We start from the raw sequence: 18,486 nt of genomic DNA on the forward strand, positions 1-18,486 counted from the left end.
AGATAGGCGGGTTTTTTTGTCCTTGTCTGGTAGTTAAAATCATCAAATATCAGCAAGGAATAGTTATGTGCGATACATTAAATTCAACAATAAAAAAACAGCAACTGATTGATTTTGTTTCTAAGTTAGATGCTGAAGATACCTGTGAGATCTTAGCTTATTTACTGAAATCTGCACCAGACACACGCTTACACTTTCTGTGTGGAAAAATAGCATCCGGTAAATCGACATTAGCTAACAAGCTCGCTCAGAGACCTAGAACTATTTTGATCAGTGAAGATGAATGGCTATCAACATTATTTTCGCAGCAAATTACCGACCTTTCACATTATATTGAAAAAAGTCGTTTAATTAAAAATGTGCTAGAAGCTCATATCGTGAAGCTAGTACAGGCAGGCAATACCGTAGTGATGGATTTCCCTGCAAATACACCAGCGCAACGAAGTTGGTTAAAATCGTTAGCTGATTTGGCTAACGTCGCGTATGTATTTCATATATTGGAAGTCGATTCAAATGAATGTAAAAGGCGATTAGCTGTGCGTAATCAAGTAGGGGACAACCCATTTAAAACCTCAGAAGCACAGTTTGATTTGATCACTCAACATTTCTCTTATCCTAGCTCTGAGGAGCAGCTGATTTGTCGATATGAAAAGTGATAGTGACTAAGATAGATAACCATAAGAGAGAAAATAGGCAATGTTCTCTCTTATGTTATGAGTTTACTTAGGGCGATACATTTGCAGTCGCTGCTGTTCTTCTATCCAAAAATAATCAGCGGGTCCACCTGCTCGTAGTAATGGCTGTTGGCGAGCTGTAGTATAAAGACCTTGTTCAAGTGCATTTTCATCAATGTGCACCATTACCACTTCCCCCATAACCATCCAAGTATCGAGAAGGTTGCCATCAGCGCGTTTTAATTGCTGATATTGTGTGACGATACATTCCATAGAGACAGGTGTTTGTGCAATACGCGGTGGCGTAATTAATGTTGATGGCAATGTTGCAAGCCCCGTCAGAGTAAACTCACTTTCTCCGTGTTGTAACGCAGCACTGCTGGTGTTGACATGTTCCCCTAGTTCTTTAGTCGCAAGGTTGTAGACAAATTCACCAGTAGCGATAGCGTTAGCTACCGTGTCTTTTTTACCAACACTAGAGAACACCAATATCGGTGGAGAATAGTTAAATATGTTAAAGAAACTATAAGGTGCGAGGTTAGTTCTCCCCTCTGTATCACAGGTGGAAATCCAGCCAATGGGCCGTGGGCCAATTAATGCAGGAATAGGATCATGAGGTAGTCCATGACCTTGCATGGGCTGATAGCTATAAAATTGAGTTGTCATTATTGGCTCCTTTTTCCTACCATCATAATGGATTTTGCGCTTATAAAGTGGGAATTGATTGGAAAAATGCAGAAAAAAGATAATAGTTGCATAAGTTGGATATTAAAATATAGGGTAGTCTCAGCGATTTATTATATATTTTTATTTTAAATTATTAATGCTGATATATTTTATATTGTTAATGCTTTTTATTTACATTCCCTCTCCATAATATTTCAATATGGATTGAAATTGTAATTATTCTATATGATATAAACTCGGTAATTGTGTTGTTTTGTTTTTTACATGTAAATATAGAGTTTATTTTCAAACTCTATTTAGTAATATTATTTTTTGATTTAATTCTTGTTTTCTGAAACGTATTTATAGCTATTTTTATTTTTACATATGATGTAAGTATGTTATTTAGTTCAACTTAAAATTATTTCAATGTCAGCTATATAAGTTAATCTATTGATGTTTAATATAGCTAAAATGTTATTCATTGTAATTGACGATCGGTTTTAATATATTCAATAGTTTTTGACTATTAATGTGTTGTTATTCGATCGATATAAACGTATTTACAGCTTTAAATGTTAAATCTATATTCTATTAAAGATGTATTTTTATTTATTATAAATAAATCCATTTCTTAGTTTAATTATTAGTGATAGATAGTAATCATTTCAATATCGAAATGATAGTTCGCTATAAATATTCAATTAACTGACTATTGGTTTTTTAATATGATTAAAAATAGAATTTTATTACGACAAGAAATTGGTGATTTTTTAAGGTCGGCGAGACGAAGTAAATCCCTAACAGGTATTCAACTTGGTAAAATGCTACATGTCAGCCAGCAGCAAATATCGCGTTATGAGAGAGGGGAGACGAGTATTAATATTGAAACATTAGATGTTTTATTAAAAGTGTTGGATATGGATTGGGCAGATTTCTTTTTCAAAGTAATGGCTAATTACTCAACGGAAATAGCAGAAATAAAACTATATCGCTAATAAAGTATCAGCAATTATTTATTTTATACGTAAATTCTTATTGCGTATTGAGGAGTCTTTAGACAGTTCAATCAGGGATGATTTTTTGTAGTGATAATTTGAACTATTAATGAAATACCAAGCTTACGCCATTAAAAGTATTTAATAGTGTATCTATTTCAATGTAATTATTTATTTGAAAGGTAAAACACATGAAACTAGTTAAATTCACGCAAGTGGTTGTAATTGCTACATCTGTTATTTCTTTCAACGTATTAGCAGAAAACGCAGGTACCCTAGATTTTATTGGTACAGTTGTTACTTCACCTTGTAATATCGCGCAATCTTCTTTGAAGCAAACTATTGATTTTGGGCAATTATCTCGTCGAGGATTAGAGAATGGCCGAGCTGCGGAAGTGGATTTTAAAATTGAATTCACTGGCTGTGACTTTACTGATTTTGATAAAGGCACCGATGATAAACCAATGGCAGTGAAATCAATGGAATTGGTTTTTACTGGACAAAGCTATGCAGATGCAGCCAATACGCTACTTTCAACCTCCGCGGGTAATACCAATAACGTTGGGGTGGGGATTGATGGTTTTACCTTTGGTACAGCTAAAGATGTTTTATCACAGATGATAAATAAAAAAGGTAATAACACTTTAAAATTCAAAGCACTTGCTAAAGCCGTTGATGTTACTAAGCCTGTTGTTGAAGGGCAATTTAATGCAACGTCCAATTTCCGTATTACATATCAGTAATTGATAGTAGCCCGCCAGTCGATAGCTGGCGGGATCATTAATGTGTGTGGAGGAAAGCTGTGAGTGTATACAAACAGATTGGTCACCAAATAACACGGTTAATAATGCTATCAATAATGGCCTATTTTGTTTCGCATGGCATTGTGAATGCAAAGAGTTTTACTTTTAATGGTATGACAAAATTGATGGGAAATGTGATTGCGGCGCCTTGTTCAATTGTAATGCAAGATCGTTACCAGACAATTAATTTTTCTCCTTTAACGTTAACGATGTTGGCTACTCCAAGTCATCGTGAACGTTATAACCAGCCTTTTATCATTGAATTACGTGATTGCGGCAGTGTGTATTCTTCGATTGACAGTAAAACTTGGTTCATTCGCTTTGACGGGCAAAGTGCAGAAAATATTAATGCATTTGTCTTGCAGGGGCCATCGCGTGGATTAGGTATTGCGGTATTGAATGATCAACAACAAATATTAATACCTAATCAAAACTATCTCTTATCCAGCAGTGTATTACGTCAAGGTAAATCAGGAAAAACGCTTTTTTTACGTTATTTTTTGCAATTAGAACTGACAGGGAAACCGATTCAGGCTGGTAACTATCAAGGATTGATTCGGTTTTTCATCGACTATCAATAAACAGAAATGAAGGATCCTGCAAATTTAGTTTTGAGAGGAGTCCTTTTGTCGCATTTGGGATGGAGTAGAGCATGATGTTCAAACATAGCAAAGTAAGACAGGCTGTTTTATTGACGCTCGGCTTGACGACATGGGCTGCTAGCGCTTCTGAATTCAATACTGATGTATTAGATGCAAAAGATATTCAAAATATTGATATGAGCCAGTTTTCCGTTGCAGGATATGTTCCTCCAGGGGATTACGTATTAACCGTATTTGTTAATGGGCAGCGATTGGGGGCTCCACGAGATATCTCTGTATACGCAAAAAAACCAACACATAAGCCACAATCGCAAAGTGTGTGTATCCCTATCAATATGCTACATATGTTTGGGCTAAAAAGTTCCTCTGAAAAAAAAGTAACAACCTCACATGATGGTCAATGCCTCGATTTTTCAGCTTTAACGGGGGTGCAAACGAAAATTGAACTGTCAACGCTATCGTTGAATGTGACGATCCCTCAAATGTGGATGGAGTATCGCGATCCTTATTGGACACCTCCCGCGTTATGGGAGGATGGGCTGAATGGGGCATTTATTGATTACAATGCTAATGCCTCAGGAACAAAGGAAAAAGGAGGAATTAAGCGCGTTTATCTATCAACTAATGGGACTACAGGGGTAAATATAGGTGCATGGCGTTTTCGTGGTGATTATAACGCAACCTATCAAAAACAGCGTGGTGGTTACCATCCGCAAGAGACTCATCAATTTGATTTTAGTCGATTGTATGCATTCACTTCATTGAAAGATGCTGCGTCTATTTTGACGGTGGGTGAAAACTATTTTTACTCAGACGTTTTCGAAGCATGGCAGTACAGTGGGGTTTCATTAGAAAGTGATGATCGCATGTTGCCGCCTAAACTCGTAGGCTATGCACCTGAAATTATTGGTATTGCGAATACTAATGCGACAGTGATTGTTCGCAGCCAAGATCGCGTTATCTCTGAAACAGCAGTTCCACCGGGGCCTTTCCGTATTCAGACGTTAGATAGCGGTATTCGAGGGGTATTGGATGTTACTGTTCGTGAAGAAGATGGCGAAGAGAAAAAATTTAGTGTTAGTACTGCTTCACTTCCTTACTTAACTCGGCCCGGCCGCGTTGTTTACAAACTAGTGGGGGGGAAAACTCGTTACGATGGTCGCCACATGACTGGTAAACCTGTTATTGGTGGAGAGTTTTCTTATGGGGTATCGAATGCATGGTCATTATATGGGGGAACTCAGTTAAACGGATATTATCAGACCATTGCGGTAGGAATTGGACGAGATCTCTCAACCATCGGAGCCATTTCGTTGGATATGACACAGTCATTTGCTGATTTTTCAGAGGAACGTTTACAAGGGCGCTCTTATAGGCTGAATTATGCAAAGTCTCTTGAGGATTTAAAAACGGATATTACTTTTGCTGGCTATCGTTTTGCTGATAAAGAATATCGAACATTAACCCAATTTATGGATCAAGACCGCACAGGAATTATTCCGCGTTCGCAAAAAGAGAATTATCAAATCTACTTAAATAAGTATTTTGATGATTTTAATATTGCATTAAATTACCAATATAGCACCTATTGGCGGAATGACTCACAAACCCAATACGGGTTATATGCAAGCACTAATATCCTTATTCCTCAATTATCTCAGTACAATGCGAATTTATCTCTATCGGCGACTCGAACCGAACGTGACAACGGTTTTGAAGATGATTCGGTAAATTTATATCTCACTCTGCCACTTTATACGGGGCATAGTATTACTTTCTCAGAACTTTATTCACGTTCATCGGGTAATAACCGTTATAACCACAACATGGGCTATAACGGTTATAGCGGAACTGATAATTACAGTTTAAACATGGGGTATAACCATGGGCAAGAGATAGATAATCAGGCAAGTTTTAGCGGTTTCTATTCTAAAGATATGTCACAGGCAAATGTCTCTGCAAATGCCAGTTATGTTCCTCACCAATATCGTAGTATTGGTGCATCCATTAATAGTGGGATCACTGCTACGTCTAAAGGCGTTGCGTTCCATCGTTCAGCGCATGGTGATACACGTTTGATGATTGAAACTCCAGGGGTTAGCGATGTGCCGTTGGATAGCGGGGTGATTAAAACTAACCACTTTGGGCTAGCTGTTATTCCTAATATTAATAGTTATCGCAAATCCACCGCGTCTATTAATACAAGTAAGTTGCCTGACAATTTAGAAACCTTAGATTCAACAACCGATATTACGCTGACAAAAGGTGCTATTGGTTATCGTAGTTTATCGGTAATGAAAGGGGAAAAATTATTCGCTGTTTTGTCTTTGGATAATGGCAAAAATCCGCCTTTTGGGGCCAGTGTGCGTAATGTTGATAATCGTGAATTAGGTATTGTGGGTGAGGATGGCGTGACTTGGTTAGTGGGCGTCTCTGCTCAGGAAAACCTATTTATATATTGGAATAATAAACAACAGTGTCAGTTAACATTACCTGAAAATCTTACTGCTTCATCTAATATGTTGCTGTTGCCTTGCACATCAAAAATAGCCATCTCATCTATTTCTCACTCTAAAGATAAATAAATCATATTTATGGGGAACGTTATGTTGAATTTATATTTAGGTCGTAAATTATTTATTTGTGTTGCGTTATTCTCAGTGATTATAGTAATGAATGCTTATGGTGCGGTCACCTTAGATCGTACTCGTATTGTATTTCCTGGTAATGAGCGATCTATTAATATTCGTATTAGCAATGATAACCCTGAAGAAGCGTATTTAGCGCAAAGTTGGATTGAAGATTTACAAGGAAATAAACTCACTCAAGGTGCTATTTTAGCCACGCCACCTTTACAGCGGATTGAGCCAAATAGTGACAGTTTAGTTCGATTAAGTGTCACGCCAATGTTAGGACAGCTTCCTAAAGATAGAGAGTCTGTATTTTATTTTAACCTACGTGAAGTTCCACCCAAATCTACGGAAGGTAATACGTTGCAAATTGCTTTGCTGTCACGTGTCAAATTATTTTATCGGCCCAAAAATATATTAGCGGAGTCAGACACAAAATGGGCACATAAAGTGACATTAACCAAAACAGCTAAAGGGTATTTATTGAATAATGTGACCCCTTTTAATTTAACTATTATTGGTATTGGTAATAGTAAACCGCAGTCAGAACAAAGCAAATTCACTCCGGTGATGGTGCCACCAAAATCAACTCATAACATAGAATCAAAAATATTATCTACGCCTTACATAACTTATATCAATGATTATGGTGGGAAGCCGACACTGGCATTTCGTTGTACTGGCGAGCTTTGTGCAGTGACAGGTGAATTGTGATGGTAGCGATGTTCGTCGTTACCCAAGCGACCTCTCGTATTATTTAGAGCCTATTTCCATATCAAGGTGGAGTCAGGTAATGAGCAAGCAAAAAGCAGGTTTGTTATTGCTATTGGTTATCGGTGGAATAACAAGCTATTTAGCGCACGCGAAGAGCACTGTGCCAAATACACCCAGTGAAGCATTTAAATATGAGCAGTCGCTACAAGGATGGATACGTGTTAATGCCGCTATTTTTAATGCTCCTTGTAATTTAATGACTAACAAAGCCGTATTTCTGACAGGATGTGGTGCTGGTACTGTTTTTCGTACCAAGGATCTTCTCAGTAATACGGCGAATACCCCTGCAATATTAGCATTTTATGATGTTAAGAAAGAGCAAGTCATACAACATTTTCCGATCAGCTTACGTAATGGTAATAATAAAATAATACTTCCTATTCTTGGTGAAGAGCAGCATCTATTAAGGTTGGAGGTTAGCTATGAATAAGACATTTTTTTTATCAGTACTATTTTTAAATCCTCCTAATACATTAGCCAGTAATCAATTAGATGTACAATTTAAAGGGGAGCTTATTCGTACTCATTGCCAAATCTCAGCAGACTCAGTCAATAAACAAATAAAGTTAGATAATTTACGTTGGCAGTATATTAATCAGTTTGGGGCTAGTGATGTGATGCCTTTTTTTATTGAGATAGAAAAATGCAGTGATGCCGATTTAAATAAAACCATTCGTATGACTTGGCAGAGTAGCCAACTTATTAATATTGAAGGAAACGATTATTTACGTACACAAGGTACCAGTGGCGCGTTATTAGGCATTATTGAAGTTGATAAAAATGAACAACCTATTATTTGGAATTCTCCGATAGATGTTGGTGTTGTTTCAGTGGCCGAAAATCGACAGCAACTTAATTTTGGCGTCTTTGTTCGTAAACCTGAAATAGGTGATATTAAAGTGGGCGATTTTAAAGGAACGGCGACATTTACAGTGGAGTATCAATAATGAAACGATATTCAATCATCACCACAATATTACTTTTATTCGCCTCATCTGCCGTATCTGATATTTTGGTTGAGGTAAATGCAACGATGATAACGCCTGTTTGTGATATTCGCAGTGAAAATAATAGTTCCCCACTTGTGATCGATTTTGGCACTGTTAATTCAGATAATCTTGATGGAAATACCATTGATAGAGAATTTCCTATTTATATTTCGGGATGTGATTTCAATAAAAAACTTGCTATTACGTTGAATACGAATGGAAGTAATACATTAATGCATAATGGGCAATTATTGCTAGCGACAACAATCAAGGGATTAGGGATCCATTTCAAGGAAATTACTCAAGGAGTTGTACGTCCGTTTGATGTTAATTCTGTTCAAGTCATTCATCCTGTACAAATTACGGCAACTGAATACCGAGCTGATTTACAAGCACAGTTAGTAGGAACTATACCGGCAGAGCAATTATCAGATGGCCAGTTCACATCATCCATGACGATTTTGATGACTTATGAATAATAAGGAGTTCAACTATGTTTGATTTAAAATTTCATCATGATAATGGTGTTGCTGACAAAGGTTGGAATAGGGTATTGCTATTGCTATCAATGTTGATATCTCCAATTGCCATCGCAGATTATGCAGGGCAAATTCAAGATCCTTCTACTGGTTACACCATTAGATTAGAGAGAGATAGTCAATTAGTAGAAACACCCGTTATCGGATCTAATGGGGACAAATATTATCGCATCGGCAATATTATCAATGTTGGTCATACGGGGCCGGAAGTGGAAGTGTCGGGGGTGGTAAAATGCCATGGGAGAGTGTGGGGAAATACCAGTAAACCTATTCCTGCTCAAAATGCTTTCCATCGGCTTTTTATCTATCCACCCAAGTCAGGGATAACTATTGAAGGAAAAGCGGCTTACCAAATCCACAGTAATTTGCTGATGACAATCGATACAAAATTTACGGATTGGGTTAAAGGTGATGCAGGTCTTTGTTCCAATGGCTTTGGGCAGGAAATTTTTTCAACATCAGCCTTTACCACTTATTTTCCCTTAGGCATCACATTTTATATAAATGAAAAAATTATTGATAGTCAGTTGGTTATTGGAGCCATGGATTTAGCCGGTTATGTGCGTGCTTTCACCGCTAAAGGTGAGGCTCCTCCTTATGATGATTGGCCAATAAATGAAACAACGACACCATTACGTTTGGCATCATCGCAAATACATATTCGTTCTAGATGTTCAACTATGGCTAGTACAGGGCAAACAGAGACGGTGAGTCTCAGTCATGGTGGGCTCAATAGTATAAATTATGACAGCTTAGTGACTGAAAAAGTGATTTACACTTGTCGATTTACCTCTGGAACAAAAGTTCGTTTACGTTTGGATTATGCAAAAGATAGCGATCCGCAGAAACGCTTACCTCTAGTCAGTGATGAGAATGATAGTGATGTTATTTACAGCCAGTTAACCTTGACAGATGAGGCTTCAGGGCAAACAGGGCAATCTTTACAGGTTGAATTTAATGAACAAAATATAATCAGTATTGCCAGCCATATAAAAGGAGAAAATGCAGTCGCTGGAAATTATCATGGCTCTGCATGGTTGATCGCTACTTATGAGTAGCCAGTTTCAAAAAATGTAACAACTTTGGTTGACCGTAAACATCCGTTATCGACTCGTCACCTTGAATGATACCTAGATAGGTCGACGCTTTTTGTCCTTTTCCTTACATGGTGTTTGGCTTACGGTTCAACCGATTTTTCTATTGAGCGATACGTTGGATAAAACTGGATGGTGTTTGCCCTAACCACTTTTTAAACATGGTTGAAAACGATCCGACGCTGTTATATCCCAAGTCAAAAGCGACTTCAGTGATCGATTTCCCAGCTGAAATATGCGTGATAGCACTAAGTAAACAAGCCTGTTGGCGCCAATCTGAAAATGACAAGCCAGTTTGAGCCCCAAAAAAACGACTAAAAGAGCGTTCACTTTTATGTAATTTTTCAGCCCATTCATGGGGTAATGATGTGATTTTCGGTGATTTTAGGAACTCTCGGCATAGTTTAGCTAAGTTTGCATCTCGGGGAATCGGTGCATAAAAAGGTAGGGGGGCAGCACGGGCGATTTCATGTAACGTCAGCTGGATCAACACACCATCTCGCCCATTAAGATCATATTCTATTGGCATATCAACAGATTCGAGTAATAGCTGACGTAATAATGGAGATACTCGCAATACCTCGCATTTCTGATTTTGCCGTGGGGCAGCGGTAGGCTCGATATATAGGCTGCGTGTACTTACATTCAACATACGTGTTTCATGTGCAGTATTTTCAGGGATCCAAACACCACTATCTGGTGGGATAACCCACTCACCGTCAGCGGTACTCACCTCAATGAGACCTGTCGCGCCGTATAAAAATTGAGCACGTCGATGAACGTGTGAATTGAGCAGGACATTTGGGAGGTAGTCAGTGCCGATCGCTAACACATCGCGCTTTACGTCATCGACGCTTTTAAGTGGGATATTTCGCATAGTCACCCTTATTGGCTGAGATTCAAATATCATTGTCTATTTTTCGAAAGTTGGCAACTCAATAAATGTTTACTATGACATGGCAACCTAATGTATCTTTGAGGTAGAGTTATTATGGAAAGTAAGCACAATCAGTCGGATGAGCAACTGATTGGCCCGTTAAGTCGTCGCCGGTTTATCCAAGGCAGCTCTGCACTAATGGCTGTTCCTTTCTTAGCATCTAAGTCAGTCGCCTCTCTTCCTACAGACCCGTCAGTTATTCCAACAAAAAACATCTCAACTCAGGATAATGAACGGGTCGTTTCGACTTGCAGTAGTTTTGACTGTGGTGGTAAGTGTGATATCAGAGCGCATGTTAAAGAAGGCGTTGTTACACGTATTAGTACACGGCCTGATGCGGATCTTGATGAAGAGATGCCTATTATGCGAGCTTGCGTTCGTGGGCGAAGCTATCGCAAATTTGTCTATCACCCAAACCGCTTAAAATATCCAATGAAACGGGTTGGCAAGCGAGGTGGAGGCCGCTTTGAACGAATAAGTTGGCAAGAGGCCACCAGTTTAATTGCGAGTGAATGGCAACGTATCACTGATCAATATGGCCCAGCTTCGCGTTTTGTGAGCCTAAGTACAGGGGTAACCGGAGGTATTTTTTCAGGCGCTAACATGCTACGCCGTTTGTTTAATTTAACGGGGGGATTTCTGGAAAACTACCATTCAGTCAGCAATGGCAATACGATGGCGGTGACACCCTATACTTATGGCACCTCAGCCAGTGGTAGTACCCTCGATACATTAGAAGATACCCCGCTAGTTATTTTATGGGGACATAATCCAAACGAGACTATTTTTGGTCATACTAACCATTATTTTCAAAAAATGAAGAAAAACGGCACTAAATTTATTGTCGTTGATCCACGTTATTCAGATACGGCTTCATCTTTGGCAGATCAATGGATCCCCATTTTACCTACGACAGATAATGCGCTGATGGATGCAATGATGTATGTGATTATCAGCGAAAATTTACATGACCAAGCGTTTATTGATAAGTATACCCTTGGATTTGATGAACATCAGATGCCAGAAGGTGTTGCTGAAAACGAATCATTAGTTGCTTACTTAATGGGTAAAAAAGATAGTATTGCTAAGACACCTGAATGGGCAGAGCCGATAACCAAAGTCCCCGCAGAAACTATCAAACAGTTAGCGAGAGAATATGCATCGACCAAACCAGCAGCCTTAATGCAAGGTTGGGGGCCTCAGCGTCATATTTGTGGTGAGCGTTCTGCGCGAGGTGCAACTTTACTTGCGACGATAACAGGTAATGTTGGTGTTCGTGGAGGTTGGGCCGCTGGATATGGAATGGCGGTAACACCTGATTTACGAAAAACGATTGCAGGGCCTAGCTTATTTGAAAATCAAGTGAAAGCGAAAATTAATATCACGAATTGGGTGCAAGCTTGTGAAAATGCAGCACTTGTTACACCTGATAATGGTTTAAAAAATGCAGAAAAATTGGATACTGAAATTAAAATGATTTTCTCGCTTGCGGGAAATTATATGACTAATCAGAACCCTGATATTTTGCATGCAGCACAAGTACTGGAAGATGAAAATAAAGTCGAATTTATTGTTTGTAGCGATCTTTATCTCACGCCAAGTGCTAAGTACGCTGATTTGTTATTACCTGAAACCAGTTTTTTAGAGCGTTGGAATATTGGTGGAACTTGGGGACCGGGTGATTACATTATTTTATCCGAAAAAGTGATCGAGCCTGAGTTTGAGCGACGTAGTGACTACGATTGGTTGTGTGATGTTGCTGATAAATTAGGGGTTGGTGAACAATTTAGTGAAGGGCGCACCGAAAAACAGTGGATAGAATATTTAGTGAACGATGCGCATGTAAAACGCCCTGAAGATGGTATCCCAACATTTGATGAGCTGTTAGTTAAACGTCGTCATTTATTAAAACATAAGCCACATACAGGTCATGTTGCTTTCGAAAAAAATATTCAAGATATCGAAGCACATCCATTTGAAACGCCATCAGGGAAAATTGAAATTTTCTCTAAACGGTTATATGACCGCAACAATCGAGATATACCTGCTTTATCACATTATGTCCCAGCGATTGAAGGCCCTGAAGATAGCTTAACGCTTCGCTACCCTTTGCAATTGATCACTTGGAAAGGGCGAAATCGTGCTAACTCTACCCAGTTTGCAAATCCATGGCTACAGGAAGTTCAGCGACAAGAGCTGTGGATAAACCCAATTGATGCTAAGCAACGCGGTATTGCTGATGGTGAGCGAGTTACTGTGAGTAATGACCGTGGCACGACGATGGTCCCCGTTAAGATCACGCAGAGGATCATGCCTGGAGTTGTCGCTTTACAAGCGGGAGCATGGTGGATGCCTGATGAGAAAGGCATTGACCAAGGTGGATGTGCCAACGTATTAACCTCTGCGCGCAGCACTGCAATGGCACATGGTAATGCGCATCAAACCTTACTGGTGGAGGTAAGCAAAGTATGAGTAAGTTTGAAATTCGGCCAGCGGTTAGTGATCGACAGTTAGGATTTTATATTGACTCGGCACGTTGCTCTGGCTGCAAAGCCTGTCAGGTTTCTTGTAAAGATAAAAACAATCTTGAGGTCGGTCGCAAGTTTCGTCGTGTCTATGAAGTCACTGGGGGGGAGTTTATTGAAAACGGGAAGGGTGGGCTGATAAATAATGTCTTCGCTTACACCTTATCGATTTCATGTAACCATTGTAAAGACCCAATGTGTGTTAAAAACTGCCCAACAACGGCAATGCATAAACGCGAAGGTGATGGCATTGTGCTAGTTAATACAGACAAATGTGTTGGTTGTGGCACTTGTGCGTGGTCATGTCCTTATGGTGCACCACAGATGAACCCAGAAACTCAGCAAATGTCTAAATGCGATTTTTGCATTGATTTACAACTAAAAGGTGAATCTCCTGTTTGTGTGGCAACCTGCCCTTTAGGTGCTATTCAATTTGGTCCTATCGACGAATTAAGAAAACGCTATGGCTCACTAGCCGATGTAAAAGGGTTACCTGATTCATCGATTACTCATCCAAATTTGGTTATCCACCCACATCAAGGTGCAGGGCGTCATACTATGACATCTCAAGGAGAGAAAAAATGAATGAATGGCCATTATTACTGTTTACGTTTTTGATGCAAACCTCTATTGGTCTAACTTTAATGTTAGTTCTCTCCGCTAAAAAATTAGCGGGTTTATTCGAGCGGGGGATTAGTCGTTCATTTTTACTTGGTTACCTTTTTGTTGGTTGTGTTTTTGCTGGAATAGGATTGATTTCTTCAATTACTCATTTAGGTGTGCCACTTAATGCACCAAACTCGTTGTTGAATATTTTCTCGTCTTGGCTCAGTCGGGAAGTGGTATTGACTGCGACTTACTTTACCTTTTTAGGATTGGCATTTTTATGGGCATGGTTTAAGAAAGAGTTCTCTTATCCATTATTGAGTTTAGCAGCTGTCGCTGGGCTATGTGATGTTTATGCAATGGCATCGATTTATCGTTATACATCAATGCTAGTATGGATGAGTGATAATACTTATCTAATGTTTTATGGCGCTACATTCACACTGGGGGCGGCTGGATATTATTTATTAGTTAATTTGTTGCTAAAGTATAAGCAAGAGAATGTCGTTAAACATTTACCTTACCAATGGGGGTGGGGTCTGTGTGCCGTTATTAGTGCCAGTTTATTTATTAGACTGTTATATCAACCTTATTATGAACGTTATCTGGCCGATACTTCGTATAATAATGAATCAATTACGTTTCCGATTTCCTCCATTGAGGCTTATCAAGATATCGCTTCATTACGGCTAGTCGGTTGGGGGATAGCAATAGTTGCAGTATTTGTGCTTGGATATAGCGTGTTCCTTCGAACTAAAACTCATCTAGGTAATGTAGCTACTGTGAGTCGTCAGAAATTTTTAGTATTGGGATGCTGTGGCGCTATTGTAGGGGAGTTTATGCTGCGTTACTGTTTTTATTATATTCATATTTAACATTAATAGTGGCTTTAAAAGGTTTAGACGTTTCTTATGATCCATTTTTCGCATTATGCTGCGGCTTTTAACCTACTAGGGACTTGTTATTTATTTGCACCAAGTGATGAAACAAGTCATAGTGCACTGAATTTTTTTAAGACGGAAAATTTTGCAGAGCAGTGGCCTTGTAAAATAGGTAACTCATTGAGTCAACAAATTAAAAGTGCACTAGAAATCAATTTTGAACAATTAAATACTCAGTGGGTAGAGTTATTTATTGGTCCTAATAGTTTACCGGCTCCTCCTTGGGGATCGGTGTATTTAGATCCTGAAGGTGTGCTGCATGGATCATCAACAGTTGCACTAAGTGAGTTTTTAAAACGAGAAAGATTAAAATTACAGACTAATTATCCTGAACCCTCAGATCACATAGGATTAATGTTATTTCAAGCTGCCGTTCTTGCTTCAGAAATACGAGAAAAGGCATTAATTGAGTTACTTGATGCACATTTAGGGACTTGGTTACCGTTATTTGCAACACAATTTAATCGTGTTGTTGATAGCCCATTTTATACAGCTCTGACAGAGTTAACATTAGTTACTGTTAATCAATGTCGCCGATAGTTCTATGATGAATAAGTAAACGGGAGAAATTCCATCGCTCCCGTTTTAATTTTATTTATGGACTAAATAATTTTAAGTTAAAAAATAGTAAACGGAGCTATCACAGCAAATTTAATATCTTTTTCATCTTGGAAGACATTATTATAACCACCACCCCAACTTGGAATATTGGAATGGTTATCATAGCGTGTATAGTGCAGTTTAAATGTTGTGTCTTTCGCTTTTCCTGATTGGATGGTATACATAATATCAAAATTCCATGCACTTTCAGTGAGACGTTTATTTGGATCTACACTAGAGGTAATATTTGTATTCGGTTTTGCATCCCAACCATGAATATATGATGTTCCGACTTTCCAACCAGCAAGATCCCAATTGGTTAAATCGTACGTTACACCAGCAAATAAGGCTTTTTCACCATCGGCGTTAAAGTCTGAGCGGCCATCCCACCAAATATCTAACCGACCATTAGAAGAGCCATAATGATTAGTTAAACGTTGTAAAAAGTAGCCCATCCGACCCGGTGAATGGATCATGGTTCCTTCTAGACGAAAATCAAATGAGTCATAAGTATAACCGAGAGTTAAGGCTTGTAACCATGCAAAGCCATCATATACATCGTTGACCCCGCCGCTATTGTCTTTGTCATTTGCACCATAAAACTGATAGGACAGTCTGAGATCTCGTTCAGCGAGAGGGAAGGCATAAGACAATTTACCAAAGTACTGTTCCATATAATCTGGCGCTTCGCCCACTGCGGCTTCTAATACCAATTTATTTTTAGCGTCATATTTGACGCCTAATGAATGCAGGTAATCAATTGGGGTTGAGCCATCAGCCATACGGAAATCATACATTGTGGTATACCATGGTGCTTTATACTCATCTGTCCACATGTAGGAAATGTTAAATTTACCATTTGAGTCAGCATCAAACTCAGCACCTAATTCAGCTCCTCGATATGTGCCAGGCAAAAAACTCCAGTTAGGTGCCAGCAATGTTTGCCCTGCGGGTTGTATATAACCTACATTAGCCCAAAATGGTCCGGCTTTTAATTTGGTTGCTGCTTTGGTGAATGTAAATCCACTACGGTCACCTTTCCATTTTTCATCCCAAACCGTTTTTGCATCGCTAAGACCAATTTCATTTGGGGCCGCAGGGCCAGCATTAGAAAGCTCAAACGCGTAAAAACCTGTGAAATCGAAACCAATAAAATCTTGAATATATCCAGATGAAAAATCTAAGGCAACATTCGCTGAAGAATGCTTTAAGTTATCTGAGTATTTATTGGTTGTAGTGTCTTTTCTTGAGCGATCTCTTTGCCAATAATAAATACCACCTTTTAATGTTGAATCTTCAAAAAAAGGTTCTGCATTGATTTTTGGAATATAGCAGGATGCAGTTAATATCGAAAATATCTCTAATGCTAATAGCTTTTTAGTATGCTTGCTCATTGAATTAGCCATTCTTTATTCCTCAATATCTCTTGAGTTAATTAATTTTTATTTTATATATATAGGAGGTGGGCAATAACTTAATAAAATATTATTCCCATAATAGTTATATTTTTTGTCAGAAATTAAGCAATCTGAAAATGTCTATTTTAGTATGATAAATGCGGTTAGTTGATAAATGTATTGAAAGTTAGTCATTATACTTGCTTTAATAAGATAAAGTGGATTTTTGTTCTGTTTAGATGATTATGTATAGACTTTATGCTTAAATATTATTTCTATTCTTTGTTTTTTAAATGAATTTAATTTTTTTTGTTATTTATAAATGTCAATGAGAAACAATTAATAGAGCTAAGATAATAAAATAATATGTTCTTTTTTTATGTGATTGACTGTCAATGTTTTCCAATGTGTCGCATAAGGACAAAAAAATGTCATCTTCAGCTATTAAATAAAGAAAAAATTCATATATATATTAATGAAAATAAAAATTAACCAAGGGTTTTATATGAGCGAATCAGTCGGATCTATAAAGTCACACAGATTACCATTAGTAACATGGAAAATATATTTAGCACCTATAATTGGTGGTGTATTTATACCTATGATGTTTTTATGGGCGCCTTTAATATCTATACAGATGGATAAAGAACTTGGATTTTCGCCTGAAAAGGTGGGCTTTATTTATATGATTGAAATATTAACAGGTATGACAGCGAATATATTGGCTTTCTTCTGGTTAAAAACTAAGATTAATTGGTATCATATATTTGTTGCGATGATTTACTTGACAGCAATATTGAATATAATTTCTGGTTTTCTAATTAAAGATCATTTTAATTTATATATAGCAGTAAGGATTTTAGCCGCAATATCAGGCTCTACAATTTTTATTATTACCAATTCAAGTATGGCATTGTTACCAAATTCGTACCGAGCATTTAGTATCTCTTTGTTTAGTCAGATTATTTTAGGTAGTTTGGGGCTGTTTATACTTCCTTTATTTCTTGGTGAATATGGCATATTTTCTGTTTATCTTTTTGTATCGATACTGCTAGTTTGTGTATTGCCATTAACAAAAGGTATTGATTCAATTTGGCGTATGAAAGAAGAAAATATCTTCAAGGAAAAATCACAATCACAGCAAGGAATTGAACCTCGTTCTTATGCAATAAGAAAAGATATGTACTTATGCCTCGCAGGTATTTTTCTATTTAACCTTGTAGTTGCTGGTGTATGGACATTTATTGGTGGGTATTTAACATCATTAAATGTAGAGCTATCCGTTGTTTATAATGTCCTAGGTTCATCCAGTATGGTTGGGATATTAGGTGCAGGGACATCTATTTTGTTCAGTAAAAAAGTGAATTTTGTTATTGTAACTTGCTTTATATTCTTAATTGCTTCTGTTTTGGCAATGTACATGAATATTAATGTTTTACTGGTTATTGTTAGTTGTTATGCATTTAAATATATCTGGACATTGATTTTACCTTTTACAATGAGTATTGCAGCAGAGTATGAAGTTGATGGAAATACGATGAACCTTGTTTCATTATCATTAGGCTTAGGAATAGCATTAGGACCAATGCTTAGTGGTATGTTTATCGAAAGAGTTAGCTTTTCTTCAATGTTTCTATTCAATCTTATAATGCTGATAATCTCTATGGCCATCATTATGAAAATTATATTTAAATCAAGTAAAAATAAATAA

The 18,486-nt window shown here is 37.8% G+C and carries 18 protein-coding genes; 15 read left to right on the top strand and 3 right to left on the bottom strand.

Features of this window, described 5'->3' with window-relative positions; all coding sequences use genetic code 11:
* Window positions 1-65: 65 nt before the first annotated feature.
* Window positions 66-656 (top strand): P-loop nucleotide/nucleoside kinase family protein, encoded by a 591-nt coding sequence (locus JI723_RS02645; protein ID WP_272581137.1) that lies wholly within the window; start codon window positions 66-68, stop codon window positions 654-656.
* 63 nt (window positions 657-719) lie between these two features.
* Here the strand turns inward: JI723_RS02645 and JI723_RS02650 are convergent, their stop codons facing one another.
* Window positions 720-1,340, bottom strand: coding sequence for a flavin reductase family protein (locus JI723_RS02650; RefSeq protein WP_140178847.1), 621 nt, complete (start codon window positions 1,338-1,340; stop codon window positions 720-722).
* Between the two features lie 728 nt (window positions 1,341-2,068).
* Between JI723_RS02650 and JI723_RS02655 the strand changes: the two genes are divergently transcribed.
* From JI723_RS02655 to JI723_RS02695, 9 genes are all read left to right on the top strand, one after another.
* Entirely contained in the window at window positions 2,069-2,338 is a 270-nt protein-coding gene (locus JI723_RS02655; protein ID WP_337979759.1) for a helix-turn-helix domain-containing protein, read from the top strand.
* A gap of 191 nt (window positions 2,339-2,529) precedes the next feature.
* Window positions 2,530-3,081 (top strand): fimbrial protein, encoded by a 552-nt coding sequence (locus JI723_RS02660; RefSeq protein WP_070927294.1) that lies wholly within the window; start codon window positions 2,530-2,532, stop codon window positions 3,079-3,081.
* Window positions 3,082-3,197: 116 nt separating this feature from the next.
* Window positions 3,198-3,722, top strand: a complete 525-nt coding sequence (locus tag JI723_RS02665) for a fimbrial protein (RefSeq protein ID WP_306803484.1) — start codon at window positions 3,198-3,200, stop codon at window positions 3,720-3,722.
* Between the two features lie 71 nt (window positions 3,723-3,793).
* Window positions 3,794-6,328 (top strand): fimbria/pilus outer membrane usher protein, encoded by a 2,535-nt coding sequence (locus JI723_RS02670; RefSeq protein WP_337979760.1) that lies wholly within the window; start codon window positions 3,794-3,796, stop codon window positions 6,326-6,328.
* Between the two features lie 21 nt (window positions 6,329-6,349).
* Window positions 6,350-7,087 carry a fimbrial biogenesis chaperone gene (locus JI723_RS02675; protein WP_337979761.1) on the top strand — a complete coding sequence of 246 codons (738 nt, stop codon included), beginning with the start codon at window positions 6,350-6,352 and terminating at the stop codon, window positions 7,085-7,087.
* Between the two features lie 79 nt (window positions 7,088-7,166).
* The gene (locus JI723_RS02680) at window positions 7,167-7,577 is read left to right on the top strand and encodes a fimbrial protein (protein ID WP_140178855.1); all 411 of its coding nucleotides are present in this window, start codon (window positions 7,167-7,169) and stop codon (window positions 7,575-7,577) included.
* Window positions 7,570-8,094, top strand: coding sequence for a fimbrial protein (locus tag JI723_RS02685; RefSeq protein ID WP_319068320.1), 525 nt, complete (start codon window positions 7,570-7,572; stop codon window positions 8,092-8,094). Before JI723_RS02680 ends, JI723_RS02685 begins: the two co-directional genes overlap by 8 nt.
* Window positions 8,094-8,615 (top strand): fimbrial protein, encoded by a 522-nt coding sequence (locus JI723_RS02690; protein WP_272581133.1) that lies wholly within the window; start codon window positions 8,094-8,096, stop codon window positions 8,613-8,615. The genes JI723_RS02685 and JI723_RS02690 overlap by 1 nt, the downstream gene beginning before the upstream one ends.
* Before the next feature lie 14 nt (window positions 8,616-8,629).
* Window positions 8,630-9,733, top strand: a complete 1,104-nt coding sequence (locus JI723_RS02695; RefSeq protein ID WP_070927282.1) for an adhesin — start codon at window positions 8,630-8,632, stop codon at window positions 9,731-9,733.
* Between the two features lie 139 nt (window positions 9,734-9,872).
* On the opposite strand, the gene JI723_RS02700 is transcribed toward JI723_RS02695, so the two are convergent.
* Complete coding sequence (locus JI723_RS02700) at window positions 9,873-10,646, bottom strand: AraC family transcriptional regulator (RefSeq protein WP_140178863.1); 774 nt, start codon at window positions 10,644-10,646, stop codon at window positions 9,873-9,875.
* Window positions 10,647-10,760: 114 nt separating this feature from the next.
* Here JI723_RS02700 and JI723_RS02705 point away from each other — a divergent pair, with 114 nt between their 5' ends.
* The 4 genes from JI723_RS02705 to JI723_RS02720 are packed head-to-tail and all read left to right on the top strand — an operon-like array spanning window position 10,761 to window position 15,318.
* Window positions 10,761-13,178 carry a DMSO/selenate family reductase complex A subunit gene (locus JI723_RS02705; RefSeq protein ID WP_272581132.1) on the top strand — a complete coding sequence of 806 codons (2,418 nt, stop codon included), beginning with the start codon at window positions 10,761-10,763 and terminating at the stop codon, window positions 13,176-13,178.
* Window positions 13,175-13,816: a DMSO/selenate family reductase complex B subunit gene (locus JI723_RS02710; RefSeq protein ID WP_070927278.1), complete on the top strand. Its 642-nt coding sequence runs from the start codon at window positions 13,175-13,177 to the stop codon at window positions 13,814-13,816. The genes JI723_RS02705 and JI723_RS02710 overlap by 4 nt, the downstream gene beginning before the upstream one ends.
* Entirely contained in the window at window positions 13,813-14,712 is a 900-nt protein-coding gene (locus JI723_RS02715) for a dimethyl sulfoxide reductase anchor subunit family protein (protein ID WP_140178868.1), read from the top strand. Before JI723_RS02710 ends, JI723_RS02715 begins: the two co-directional genes overlap by 4 nt.
* Window positions 14,713-14,748: 36 nt before the next feature.
* Window positions 14,749-15,318 carry a molecular chaperone TorD family protein gene (locus JI723_RS02720; RefSeq protein ID WP_272581130.1) on the top strand — a complete coding sequence of 190 codons (570 nt, stop codon included), beginning with the start codon at window positions 14,749-14,751 and terminating at the stop codon, window positions 15,316-15,318.
* Window positions 15,319-15,395: 77 nt separating this feature from the next.
* Here the strand turns inward: JI723_RS02720 and chiP are convergent, their stop codons facing one another.
* Window positions 15,396-16,784, bottom strand: coding sequence for a chitoporin ChiP (chiP, locus tag JI723_RS02725; RefSeq protein ID WP_319068328.1), 1,389 nt, complete (start codon window positions 16,782-16,784; stop codon window positions 15,396-15,398).
* A 496-nt stretch (window positions 16,785-17,280) separates the two neighbouring features.
* Between chiP and JI723_RS02730 the strand changes: the two genes are divergently transcribed.
* Complete coding sequence (locus JI723_RS02730) at window positions 17,281-18,486, top strand: MFS transporter (RefSeq protein WP_319068331.1); 1,206 nt, start codon at window positions 17,281-17,283, stop codon at window positions 18,484-18,486.

This window comes from Providencia manganoxydans (assembly GCF_016618195.1).
Taxonomy (GTDB): domain Bacteria; phylum Pseudomonadota; class Gammaproteobacteria; order Enterobacterales; family Enterobacteriaceae; genus Providencia; species Providencia manganoxydans.

Coding starts and splice junctions, on each gene's coding strand:
- JI723_RS02660 (WP_070927294.1), top strand. CDS start 2,530: ATGAAACTAGTTAAATTCACGCAAGTGGTTGTAATTGCTACATCTGTT.
- JI723_RS02665 (WP_306803484.1), top strand. CDS start 3,198: ATGGCCTATTTTGTTTCGCATGGCATTGTGAATGCAAAGAGTTTTACT.
- JI723_RS02715 (WP_140178868.1), top strand. CDS start 13,813: ATGAATGAATGGCCATTATTACTGTTTACGTTTTTGATGCAAACCTCT.
- JI723_RS02670 (WP_337979760.1), top strand. CDS start 3,794: ATGATGTTCAAACATAGCAAAGTAAGACAGGCTGTTTTATTGACGCTC.
- chiP (WP_319068328.1), bottom strand. CDS start 16,784: ATGGCTAATTCAATGAGCAAGCATACTAAAAAGCTATTAGCATTAGAG.
- JI723_RS02685 (WP_319068320.1), top strand. CDS start 7,570: ATGAATAAGACATTTTTTTTATCAGTACTATTTTTAAATCCTCCTAAT.
- JI723_RS02700 (WP_140178863.1), bottom strand. CDS start 10,646: ATGCGAAATATCCCACTTAAAAGCGTCGATGACGTAAAGCGCGATGTG.
- JI723_RS02645 (WP_272581137.1), top strand. CDS start 66: ATGTGCGATACATTAAATTCAACAATAAAAAAACAGCAACTGATTGAT.
- JI723_RS02690 (WP_272581133.1), top strand. CDS start 8,094: ATGAAACGATATTCAATCATCACCACAATATTACTTTTATTCGCCTCA.
- JI723_RS02680 (WP_140178855.1), top strand. CDS start 7,167: ATGAGCAAGCAAAAAGCAGGTTTGTTATTGCTATTGGTTATCGGTGGA.
- JI723_RS02705 (WP_272581132.1), top strand. CDS start 10,761: ATGGAAAGTAAGCACAATCAGTCGGATGAGCAACTGATTGGCCCGTTA.
- JI723_RS02655 (WP_337979759.1), top strand. CDS start 2,069: ATGATTAAAAATAGAATTTTATTACGACAAGAAATTGGTGATTTTTTA.
- JI723_RS02650 (WP_140178847.1), bottom strand. CDS start 1,340: ATGACAACTCAATTTTATAGCTATCAGCCCATGCAAGGTCATGGACTA.
- JI723_RS02730 (WP_319068331.1), top strand. CDS start 17,281: ATGAGCGAATCAGTCGGATCTATAAAGTCACACAGATTACCATTAGTA.
- JI723_RS02710 (WP_070927278.1), top strand. CDS start 13,175: ATGAGTAAGTTTGAAATTCGGCCAGCGGTTAGTGATCGACAGTTAGGA.
- JI723_RS02720 (WP_272581130.1), top strand. CDS start 14,749: ATGATCCATTTTTCGCATTATGCTGCGGCTTTTAACCTACTAGGGACT.
- JI723_RS02695 (WP_070927282.1), top strand. CDS start 8,630: ATGTTTGATTTAAAATTTCATCATGATAATGGTGTTGCTGACAAAGGT.
- JI723_RS02675 (WP_337979761.1), top strand. CDS start 6,350: ATGTTGAATTTATATTTAGGTCGTAAATTATTTATTTGTGTTGCGTTA.